We start from the raw sequence: 9,393 nt of genomic DNA on the forward strand, positions 1-9,393 counted from the left end.
GCGCATGTATTCTTCCAGAACAATGATTTGTGACAAAAAAGCAACGTCAAGTATAACAAAGCATAAAAACTCATAATGGGTTTGTAAACCCAGAAAAATATCACCGATTTTGCTACCTTTCGGCATCTCGGCGGCTTTGAAGCAAAAACGGCTGCGAAATAGCCGGCATTTCATCAAGGCCCGGATAGAAACCGCCGACGTTGTCGGGTGGATGCGGTCGCATCTATTCCCGGCGATCGGGCAAATGATGAGCACGGAGGGGAGAATGTCTTTCAAGAACACCGTTGCGGCCGTGGCCTTCGGCAGTCTCGCGCTTGCCGCGACGACGACCGCGTCCTACGCCAATTCCGAAATCCAGCCCGGCATCACCACCGGCATTGCGCTCGGCGCGCCGCTGCCGGAAGGCATCTTCGTCATTCAGATGCCCAACTACGGCTATCGTGACGCGTCGCCCGGCCAGAACGTCGGCGCGCTGGTTCCCGCCTGGACGATCTGGTCGACCCCGTGGACCCTGTTCGGCGGGCATATTCTGTTCGATGTCGCGACGCCAATGGCCAATGTGAATGTCCATGGCGCTCTCAATCGCGGCGGTTTCGCCAATCCGCTGCTCGATTCCCAGATCAAATGGGATCTCGGCAATGGCTTCTTCGGCGGCTTCCACGCCGGCGTCTATCTTCCCGCGCAGACCGATCTGTCTATCCTCGGCATTACCCGCGACTTCGCCTCATTCCAGGCCGTCGGCGCGGTCAGCTATCTCAAGGACGGCTGGAATCTTTCGGCCACGGGCATTTTCGGCACGGGCCGTTCGGGCGACGTGTTCAGCCAGCCCGGCTCATACGCGCCGGATTGGATCAACGTCGACGTGACCGCGACCAAGAAATTCGGCAAGTTCGAATTCGGCTTTGTCGGCTTCGGCTCGGCCGATCTCGATTCGCCGGTTCCGGGTTACGCCAAACAGAGCCAGATCGCGCTGGGCGGCCTCGTCGGCTATGACTTCGGCCCCCTCAATCTCCAGTTCAAATTCACCCGTGACGTGATGGAGCAGAATTACGGCGGCTATGACACGCGCGGCTGGGCCAATATCATCATCCCGCTCTGGGTCGCCGCCCCGCCGGCGCCGGTCGTTGCGGCCAAATATTGATTGCAAAAGCAAGGCGCGGATCAAACCGCGCCTTTTTCTTCGGGGAGGACCAGATGACGGAACGTCACGGCAAATGCCTGTGCGGCAAGACGACCTTCGCCCTGAACGACGACAATCCGACCGTCGCCATCTGCCATTGTACCCATTGTCAGAGATCGACCGGCTCGGCCTTTTCCATCGTCGCGATCGCGCCGCGTGACCGCTTCGTCTGTTCGGGGCCGTTGAAGAAGTTCGAGGATGTCGGCGAAAGCGGCGGCGCGGTGAACCGCTGGTTCTGTGCCGAATGCGGCTCGCCGATCTGGACCGAGGCCTCCGCCATGGCCGAGGCGGCCATCGTCAAGGCCGGCTGTTTCGACGACACCTCCTGGCTCAAGCCGACGCTTCAGGTCTTCTGCGAGTCGCGCGAGGCCTGGGTTCCGCTCGTGGACGGAACCGCCAATTTCGCGCGAATGCCCGGGTGAGCCGGCGGGTCAGGCGATATGCTTGACCACGCCGCCATCGACGCGCAGCGCCGCGCCATTGGTGGCGGAGGCCTGCGGCGAGCACAGATAGACCACCATATTGGCGACTTCCTCGACGCTCGCCAGGCGTTTCAGCAGCGAGGTCGGCCGATGTTCGGCGATGAAGCGCGCCTCCATTTCCGGCTGGGTGAGGCCGGCTTCCGCCGCCATTTTGGCGAAGAAATCGCCGACGCCTTCCGAGCGGGTCGGCCCCGGCAGCACGGAATTGACGGTGACGCCGCTGCCGGCGGTCAGCTCCGCCACGCCGCGCGAGACGGCGAGCTGCGCGGTCTTGGTCATGCCGTAATGAACCATTTCGGGCGGCGTGTTGAGGCCGGATTCGCTGGAGATAAAAACGATCCGCCCCCAGTTCTTTTCGAGCATTTTCGGCAGATAGAGCCGCGCCATGCGCACGCCGCTCAGGACATTGGTCTCGAAGAAGCGCAACCAGTCGGCGTCGGGAATCTCGAGGAAGGGTTTTGGTTCGAAAATGCCGAGATTATTGACGAGAATATCGGCCTCTTTGACCTCAGCCGCGAATTGCTCCGCGCCCTCGGCCGTGGCCAGATCGGCGGCGACGCCGATGGTTTCGGCGCCGGAGACTTCCGCGCGCAGTTTCGCCACCGCCTCGTCGACGCGGGCGGGATTGCGGCCATTAACGATGACGCGCGCGCCGGCCTCTGCGAGCCCCTTGGCGATGGCGAAGCCGATGCCGGAGGTGGAGCCCGTGACAATCGCCGTCTTGCCGCTCAAATCGATCTTCATGTCATGTCTCCAGACCTATTCCGCCGCTTCCGCGAAAAAATCCTCCAGCAGGCGCGCGAAACGCGCCGCATGTTCGATCTGTACCCAATGGCCGCAGCGGCTGAACACGTGAAGTTGCGAGCGTTCGATCCAGTGCAGCAGGGTCAGCGAATTGGAAAGCGGGATCACTTTGTCGTCGCGGCCGTGAATGATCAAGGTCTCGTGCGGCAATGCGCGAATGTCGGATTCCGCGCTCGCCATGGCGTCGACCCAGCGTTGGCGCGGCGCCGGGAACATGGCGGCGAAACTGTCCTGAAAACCGGGCCTGACGCTGGCGCGATAGCGCAAATCGGCCAGTTCGTCGTTCACCAGCGCGCGGCTGTAAGCGAAAATGTCGAGCAGGCTTTTCATATTTTCAAGCGAGGGCTGATAGCCCCAGACGGCGTCGAGCCCCGGCGTGATGGGGAAGGGCACGCCGACGCTGCCCATCAGGACCAGCCGACCGACGCGGTCGGGATGACGGATGGCGAGCGCCAAGGCGATGGCGCCGCCGAAGGAATTGCCGACAATATGCGCCTTTTGCAGGCCCAACGCGTCGAGCAGGCCGAGAGCCTGGTCGACCCAGGCGTCGAGGTCATAGGTCATGCCCGCCGGCCGTTCGGTGAAGCCGAAGCCGACCATGTCGGGCGCGATGACGCGAAAGCTCTTGGCCAGTTCCGGAAGCGCGAGGCGCCAATTGGCCCAGGCGCTCACTCCTGGGCCGGAGCCGTGAATGAACAGGACCGGAAAACCCGCGCCCTGATCGTGATAATTGGTCTGAATGCCGGCGGCGCGGATCGACGCGGCAATTTCGGGATTGGTCTGTTCCAATGGCGATCCTCCCGGAGGCCTTCTTGCGAGGGTTTTCTTTTCGCGCAGCCTAGTCGATAATTTTATCGACACAACGAAAAATATCGATATTTTTGCAAACCCGCTTTTGCCTCGCGCGCAAGGCGGCCATGCGATCAGGTTTCGGGGGCAAAAGATGACCGGGGCAATTCTCGCCAATTCCTTCAAGGCGGCGCTGAAGCGCGGCGAAAAGCAGATCGGACTCTGGCTCGCCATGGCCGATTCCTATTCCGCCGAGATCTGCGCCGGCTCAGGCTTCGACTGGCTGCTGCTCGATGGCGAACATTCGCCGCTCGACCTGCGGACCATGCTGGCGCAATTGCAATCGGTCGCGCCTTATCCGGCTCATGCCGTCGTGCGCCCGCCGACGGGCGATCCCGTCCTCATCAAGCAGATGCTCGACATCGGCGCGCAATCGCTGCTGATTCCGATGGTCGAGACGCCGCAGCAGGCGGACATGCTGGTGCGCGCCACGCGCTATCCGCCGCACGGCTTTCGCGGCGTCGGCGCTGGTATTGCGCGCGCGGCGCGCTGGGGCCGCGTCGGCGATTATCTCGATCGCGCCAATGACGAGGTCTGCCTGCTGCTGCAGGTGGAGACGCGAGCGGGCCTCGACAATCTCGAAGCCATCGCCGCGACCGAAGGCGTGGACGGCGTGTTCCTCGGCGCGGCGGATCTGTCAGCCTCCCTCGGCCATATCGGCCAGCCGCAGCATCCCGAGGTCGTGGCGGCGATGGAGCGCGCCATCGCGACCATTCTCGCCCATGGCAAGGCGCCCGGCCTGCTGGCGACGGATGAATCCGTCGCCGCCAGTTCTCTGGCGCAGGGCGCGCGTTTCGTGGCGGTGGGCGTCGACGCCTTGCTGCTTGTCAAGGCGACGCAGGATCTGGCGCGCCGCTTCAAGGCCGACGCCCCGGCCTCGTCCGGGCCCTCGCCTTACTGAAGCGGTTCAGTTCAGCTCGATCTTGTGCTTGCGCAGCCGATAGGCCAGCGTGGGGCGGCTGATGCTGAGCAGGCGCGCGGCGAGCGAGAGATTGCCCTTGGCTTCCGCCAGCGCCAGCCGCAGCATCCGCGCCTCGGTTTCCGCCAAGGCGGGCAGGCCGCCTTCGGGCGCGGCGGCCTCGGCGTCAAGACATCCGGTCGCCGGCAGCAGCGCGCCATTGCGACGGATGACGAAGGTGTTGGAGTGGAAATCCTCGCCATTGGTGAAGAGGTGCGAGATGTCGAGGGCTCCGTCATCGGCCAGGATCACCGCGCGCTCCACGATATTTTCCATCTCGCGCACATTGCCCGGCCAGCCGTAATTGATCATGGCGTCGACCGCGCGTTCGCGGAAGCCGGTGATGGTCTTGCCGTGTTTCTTGGCGGCGCGTTGCATGAACCAGTTCATCAGCAGCGGAATGTCGTCGCGGCGATCGCGCAGCGGCGGCACGCGGATCGGGAAGACGTTCAGCCGATAGAACAGATCCTCACGAAAGGTTCCCTCCTTCACGGCTTCGCACAGATTGACATTGGTCGCGGCGACGATGCGGACGTCGACCTTGCGGACGCGGGTGTCGCCGACGCGCTCGATCTCGCCTTCCTGCAAGGCGCGCAGCAGCTTTCCTTGCGCGGTATAGCTGAGCGTGCCGATCTCGTCGAGAAACAGGGTGCCGCCATGGGCGCGTTCGAGCCGGCCGGGACGCGAGGCCACCGCGCCGGTATAGCCGCCCTTCTCGACGCCGAACAATTCGGATTCGACGAGCTGTTCAGGAATGGCGGCGCAATTGACCGCGACGAAGGGCCCGCGCGCTCTTTTGCTCAGCCGGTGGAGATTGTGCGAAAAAATCTCCTTGCCGACGCCGCTTTCGCCGAGGAACAGCACGGTGGCGTCGGTCGGCGCGACCTTTTTCACCAGATGGCAGACCGTGTTGAAGCCGCCGGAAATGCCGACCATGCCGAAGGAATTTTCCCGGCTGGCGGCGGCGCGGGCCGCGAACAGCGCCTGCGGCGCCGAAGCCTGCGTCGCTGGCGTCCATTTGACGAAATCGCCGATTTGCAGGAAGCGCAAATCCTCGCGCGCATCCTCGCCCCATTCCTCGACGGGGCGGCCGACGACGCGGCAGCGGTCATGGCCGAGCGCCTTGCATTCGGTCTCGCGCCACAGGATTGGACGGCCCATGAAAGTGCTGGTATAGCCGCAGGCATAGCCGACCAGCATCCAGCACGAGGGCTCCTCGCCAATGCCGTAGGAGGCGACATGGGCCTCCGCCTCGGCGCAATCGATGAGGGCGAAATCGCCGAAATAATGCCCGCTGCCGACGTCAATTTCGAGCGCGAGCGGCTCGCAATGGACGATGCCTTCGAGCGAGACGAGCTGCGGCCCGGCCAGGAAATGATTGTAGCAGCCACAGGACGAGCGCAGCTTTTTCGCCATTTCGGCGTCGCGCGCGCCGGCCTGGTAACCGATGCGGGTGACGATGCCGCGCGCGGTTTCCTTGCCCAGGCTGTCGATCAGTTCCTGGCGCAGCGCGCCGAGAGAACTGACGTGCATCAGCATCATGCGCTGGTCGTCGAGCCAGATGCGGCCCTGCTGCGGGGCGAAGCGCAAGCGATTGGCGAGGTCGTGAATCTCTGGGACGCGAAGGTCGCCGAGTTCCGCGCTAGCCGCGCCGATCACGCGCGGCGCCGATTTCGCCGCCAAGCGCTTGGCGGTCGCAGGATTGGTCAGCATCCGGGCCCCTCCCGTGCCCTGCCGCGGCGAAAGGCTTGTCCGGCGCCGGCGCGAACAATGGCGCGCCGGAGGCAAGACAAACAGCGCCTCGATGCAAGGCTGTGGCTTCGCTCCCTGGCCGCGCGCTCTTGTTTTTGTCGCGCGGCCTTCGGTCCTGTGTACCATCCGGGGGCGTGGGGAGCAAGATAATATCGATATTATTCCATATTGACGACTCTGGGTTTTCGGGCGCGTTTCCGACAGTCACGGGTCAGAAAAATTTGTCGTAATGGATCCGGTCGTGGGGCGCCTTCCAGCGCATGACCAGAAGGTCCTGCATCGCCTCGATCATCGGCGGCGGGCCGGCGAAATAGAATTCGCATCGGTCCGGGGCGGCGAGCGTCTTTTCAACCTCCTGATGCAGGAAGCCGCGCGCGCCGCTCCAGGCGCTGGCCTCCGGTTCGGCCGAGAGCACGGGCGCATAGTTCAGGGCCTTTAGTTCCTGCGGCGCGAACAGCGACGGCGCGCACAGCGATTCCGCCGTGCGCGCGCCTTCGAACAGCCGGATCGTCCGGCCGCCTTGCGCGAGCGCGGCGCGGGCGACCGAGACGACCGGGCCAATGCCGGAGCCGCCGCCGACGCAGATGATCTCGCGATCCTTGTCGGGACGGAAAAAGGCCCCGCCATAGGGCGCGTCGAGCATGATGACATCGCCTTCGCGCAGGGTGTCGAACATGGCGGCGCTACCGCCGCCGTCCGCGACCTTGCGAATGATGAAACGCCAGTCGCCGTCGGCATTGGGCAGGTTGGACATCGAATAAGCGCGCGGGCCCGCGACGCCCGGCGGATGGAAAATCGCATATTGCCCGGGCAGGAAAGCGGCGGGCTCCTGCGTGTGGAAGGTGAATTCCGCCATGCCGGGCGCGATCTCCCGCCGTCCGGTCAGGCGCGCCTGCCGGCGGCGCGTCGAAATCGGCGGACGATAATCGTCGGCGCAGCGCACGCGGATGACGCAATCGGACAAGGGCCTGGATTGGCAGGCGAGGCGTTTGCCGCGCTTGCGCTCGCGCTCGCTCAGGCCGGGCGCTTCCGGCCAGAGCGTTTGCATCTCGCCGGAAACCAGTTCGAACCGGCAGCTTCCGCAGCCGCCGACGCCGCATTCGTAGGGAAAGCCTGCGCCGGCGCGCAAGGCGCCGCGCAGCAGGGAGTCTTCGTCGGCGGCGACGAAGAATGTCGCGCCGCCTTCAATTTCGATCTTGTGTTTCATTTTATGTTTCATGGAGCGCGGACCGTCACAGGCCATAGGAGCGGCGCAGCTCCGCGCAGCCGTCCTTCGCGGCTTGCGCCGCGCCGGGCGAGTCGGGCAGATGCGCGCAATAGGCGTCGATCGCGGCGTCGCCGAGCGGCGCCCATTTGGCGAGCCAATCCGCCAGCACCTTGTCATTGCCTTCGGTCTGCAGCGCGAATTTGACCAAAGCCCCGGTCCAGCGGCGATGACGGTCGGCGTCGGCGAGCTGGGCGTCGGTGAGCAGGCCGAGCAAAGTGTCGCCGTTATGGCGGCCCGCCTGTCCAAGCGCACGCAGAACGGCCTCTTCGACAGCCGGACGCGCGACGAGATTCAGCGCGACAAAGCTCTCGCCCCAGTCATAGGCGACGAGGGCCTTTTCGACCAGTTCGCGAAAGCCCTGCCAGGCCGGATCGTTCTCCCATTTGTCGCGCTCGCCGGCGCCGAAGCCGAGATCGTCGAAGCTGTTCGACAATTCCCTGGTGCGATAGGCGGTATGGGTCAGCCAGCGCAGGGTGTCGGCGGTCTGGTAGGTGCCGCAGTTCGAAATGGTCGAGGCCGGCGCGATCTGGCAGAGATAGGCCGAGCCCATCTGCAAGGCGTGGAACAGGTAGCGGCCGGGCGCGTAAAGCCGCGCCAGATGGCGCGCCCAGCCATGATCCAGCATGGCGTCGTGGCCGCGCGCGGAAAACTGGTCGAACAGGCCGTAGACATAGTTCTCGTGGCCGTCCTGCAGCATGTTGTAGGTGCGGTAGATGATCTCGTCCGGGTCGCGGAATCCGTTCCAGTCGGCATGTTTCAGCGGACTGGCGTTGCGGTTCTGCTTGAACCATAGCGCCATCGGCATGTTCGGATCGAGTTCGAACGGCGCGTCGGGACGGTCGGTGCTGTAGTGCAGATTGGTCGAGACGATCTCATATTCGCTCGGCTTGCGGCGCCGCGCGGCGAGATGGCTCCAGGTCTTCAGCGGCTGGAGCACGGCAGGCTGGGTCATGGCAAACTCCCTCGATGGTTCTCTTTGTTGGTCTTGATTTGCGGGTGCGTCGGATCAAAGCGTCTTTTCGTAATAGAAGCGGACGTAATCGTCGGTCGTCTCGATGCGGCCGGCGAAGGAGCCGAGATTGACTTCCAGCTCCGCCATTTTGAACGGCCGTCCGAGCGCGCGCTCCAAAGTCTCGCGGCGCAGGATCATCTCGCCCTCGGTGTCGATGCGGACATAGGCGATCTTGTCGTCGACGCGGATCTGCTTGCCGGGATTGTCCTCCTCGGCGGCCTCGATCACGCCGGCGGTGATGGGGCCGGCGCGCAGGATCGGACCGACGCGATTGTTGCGATAGCCTTCCGCGACCTTGTTATTGCTCATGATGTTCCTCCCAAGAATTAGGGCCATCGACCCTAGGGGTTGATGGCTCCGCGCCGACGGGCGCGGCGACGGCTGACGCCGGCGGGCGCCTTTTCTTCCGCCGGAAGAAAAGGCAAGCAGATCATGTGTGGGCAAAGAGCGGCGTGACGCCCTCGACTTCGATCAGGACATTGTCGCCCTCGACCTTCACCGGATATTCGGCGAGGCGGCAGTCCGACGGATTGACCCCGGCGCCGGTCCTGGCGTCGAAGGTCCATTGATGGGCGCGGCACATGACGACGCGGCCGTCGAACTTGCCCTCGGATAAGGGGATGTCCTGATGCGGGCAGATGCCCTGGAAGGCGTGGATCTCGCCGCCTTCGGGCCAGACCAGCAGGATGATCCGGCCCGCGACCTCGACTTCCGTCATGTCGCCTTCCCAGAGATCGTCCAGCGTGCAGGCGTGTTGAAAGCCCATGCCGCTCACGCCTCCGCGAAGATGAATTCGAGCGTCTCCATCGGCTTGATGTCCGTCTCGTGCAGACGGGCCTCGCGCGGATAGAAGGTCTCGCCGCCCTGGCGACGCACCCGGATCACCTTGCCGGGCTGCGGCGCGACGCGGCGGTTGATCGAGTGATGCGCGGCGGCCGCCGCCACCTCGTCCATGGTGTTGTCGGTATCGACCGGAACCAGCAGCAGGACGAAATCGTGCTGGAAATTGGAAACGATGGGGAACAGGGCCATTTTCGGGTCCTCTGAAAGTTGGAAGGAGACGCCGGCGTCAGCCGGCTAGGAACGAAC

Annotated in this window: 12 protein-coding genes; 3 read left to right on the forward strand and 9 right to left on the reverse strand. The window is 64.2% G+C overall.

All coding sequences use genetic code 11. From position 1 onward, the window contains the following. A partial coding sequence (locus tag ACE3S9_RS09805; RefSeq protein WP_374546272.1) for a hypothetical protein occupies nucleotides 1-276 on the reverse strand: 276 nt, incomplete at its 3' end. Between ACE3S9_RS09805 and ACE3S9_RS09810 the strand changes: the two genes are divergently transcribed. Both ACE3S9_RS09810 and ACE3S9_RS09815 read left to right on the forward strand, forming a co-directional pair. Next, nucleotides 266-1,141 (forward strand): transporter, encoded by an 876-nt coding sequence (locus ACE3S9_RS09810; RefSeq protein WP_374546273.1) that lies wholly within the window; start codon nucleotides 266-268, stop codon nucleotides 1,139-1,141. The genes ACE3S9_RS09805 and ACE3S9_RS09810 overlap by 11 nt on opposite strands. A 53-nt stretch (nucleotides 1,142-1,194) precedes the next feature. Then, nucleotides 1,195-1,602: a GFA family protein gene (locus tag ACE3S9_RS09815; protein ID WP_374546274.1), complete on the forward strand. Its 408-nt coding sequence runs from the start codon at nucleotides 1,195-1,197 to the stop codon at nucleotides 1,600-1,602. A gap of 9 nt (nucleotides 1,603-1,611) precedes the next feature. Here ACE3S9_RS09815 and ACE3S9_RS09820 read toward each other — a convergent pair whose 3' ends face one another. Both ACE3S9_RS09820 and ACE3S9_RS09825 read right to left on the reverse strand, forming a co-directional pair. Next, nucleotides 1,612-2,406, reverse strand: coding sequence for an SDR family NAD(P)-dependent oxidoreductase (locus ACE3S9_RS09820; RefSeq protein ID WP_374546275.1), 795 nt, complete (start codon nucleotides 2,404-2,406; stop codon nucleotides 1,612-1,614). A 15-nt stretch (nucleotides 2,407-2,421) separates the two neighbouring features. Next, nucleotides 2,422-3,255 (reverse strand): alpha/beta fold hydrolase, encoded by an 834-nt coding sequence (locus ACE3S9_RS09825; RefSeq protein ID WP_374546276.1) that lies wholly within the window; start codon nucleotides 3,253-3,255, stop codon nucleotides 2,422-2,424. A gap of 154 nt (nucleotides 3,256-3,409) precedes the next feature. Between ACE3S9_RS09825 and hpaI the strand changes: the two genes are divergently transcribed. Continuing rightward, nucleotides 3,410-4,216 (forward strand): 4-hydroxy-2-oxoheptanedioate aldolase, encoded by an 807-nt coding sequence (gene hpaI, locus ACE3S9_RS09830; RefSeq protein ID WP_374546277.1) that lies wholly within the window; start codon nucleotides 3,410-3,412, stop codon nucleotides 4,214-4,216. A 6-nt stretch (nucleotides 4,217-4,222) separates the two neighbouring features. Here the strand turns inward: hpaI and ACE3S9_RS09835 are convergent, their stop codons facing one another. The 6 genes from ACE3S9_RS09835 to ACE3S9_RS09860 all read right to left on the reverse strand — a co-directional run bounded on the left by ACE3S9_RS09835 (nucleotide 4,223) and on the right by ACE3S9_RS09860 (nucleotide 9,336). After that, nucleotides 4,223-5,986: a sigma 54-interacting transcriptional regulator gene (locus ACE3S9_RS09835; RefSeq protein WP_374546278.1), complete on the reverse strand. Its 1,764-nt coding sequence runs from the start codon at nucleotides 5,984-5,986 to the stop codon at nucleotides 4,223-4,225. A 250-nt stretch (nucleotides 5,987-6,236) separates the two neighbouring features. Then, nucleotides 6,237-7,232, reverse strand: a complete 996-nt coding sequence (locus ACE3S9_RS09840) for a 2Fe-2S iron-sulfur cluster-binding protein (protein ID WP_374546279.1) — start codon at nucleotides 7,230-7,232, stop codon at nucleotides 6,237-6,239. 25 nt (nucleotides 7,233-7,257) lie between these two features. Beyond that, nucleotides 7,258-8,244, reverse strand: coding sequence for an aromatic/alkene monooxygenase hydroxylase subunit beta (locus ACE3S9_RS09845; RefSeq protein WP_374546280.1), 987 nt, complete (start codon nucleotides 8,242-8,244; stop codon nucleotides 7,258-7,260). A 54-nt stretch (nucleotides 8,245-8,298) separates the two neighbouring features. Continuing rightward, nucleotides 8,299-8,613: an MmoB/DmpM family protein gene (locus tag ACE3S9_RS09850; protein ID WP_374546281.1), complete on the reverse strand. Its 315-nt coding sequence runs from the start codon at nucleotides 8,611-8,613 to the stop codon at nucleotides 8,299-8,301. A gap of 121 nt (nucleotides 8,614-8,734) precedes the next feature. Continuing rightward, complete coding sequence (locus tag ACE3S9_RS09855; protein ID WP_374546282.1) at nucleotides 8,735-9,070, reverse strand: Rieske 2Fe-2S domain-containing protein; 336 nt, start codon at nucleotides 9,068-9,070, stop codon at nucleotides 8,735-8,737. A 5-nt stretch (nucleotides 9,071-9,075) separates the two neighbouring features. Beyond that, complete coding sequence (locus ACE3S9_RS09860; protein ID WP_374546283.1) at nucleotides 9,076-9,336, reverse strand: toluene-4-monooxygenase system B family protein; 261 nt, start codon at nucleotides 9,334-9,336, stop codon at nucleotides 9,076-9,078. Nucleotides 9,337-9,393 lie beyond the last annotated feature (57 nt).

Origin of the sequence: Rhodoblastus sp. (assembly GCF_041915505.1) — a bacterium.
GTDB lineage: Bacteria > Pseudomonadota > Alphaproteobacteria > Rhizobiales > Beijerinckiaceae > Rhodoblastus.

Coding starts and splice junctions, on each gene's coding strand:
- ACE3S9_RS09840 (WP_374546279.1), bottom strand. CDS start 7,232: ATGAAACACAAGATCGAAATTGAAGGCGGCGCGACATTCTTCGTCGCC.
- hpaI (WP_374546277.1), top strand. CDS start 3,410: ATGACCGGGGCAATTCTCGCCAATTCCTTCAAGGCGGCGCTGAAGCGC.
- ACE3S9_RS09815 (WP_374546274.1), top strand. CDS start 1,195: ATGACGGAACGTCACGGCAAATGCCTGTGCGGCAAGACGACCTTCGCC.
- ACE3S9_RS09810 (WP_374546273.1), top strand. CDS start 266: ATGTCTTTCAAGAACACCGTTGCGGCCGTGGCCTTCGGCAGTCTCGCG.
- ACE3S9_RS09850 (WP_374546281.1), bottom strand. CDS start 8,613: ATGAGCAATAACAAGGTCGCGGAAGGCTATCGCAACAATCGCGTCGGT.
- ACE3S9_RS09855 (WP_374546282.1), bottom strand. CDS start 9,070: ATGGGCTTTCAACACGCCTGCACGCTGGACGATCTCTGGGAAGGCGAC.
- ACE3S9_RS09820 (WP_374546275.1), bottom strand. CDS start 2,406: ATGAAGATCGATTTGAGCGGCAAGACGGCGATTGTCACGGGCTCCACC.
- ACE3S9_RS09860 (WP_374546283.1), bottom strand. CDS start 9,336: ATGGCCCTGTTCCCCATCGTTTCCAATTTCCAGCACGATTTCGTCCTG.
- ACE3S9_RS09835 (WP_374546278.1), bottom strand. CDS start 5,986: ATGCTGACCAATCCTGCGACCGCCAAGCGCTTGGCGGCGAAATCGGCG.
- ACE3S9_RS09845 (WP_374546280.1), bottom strand. CDS start 8,244: ATGACCCAGCCTGCCGTGCTCCAGCCGCTGAAGACCTGGAGCCATCTC.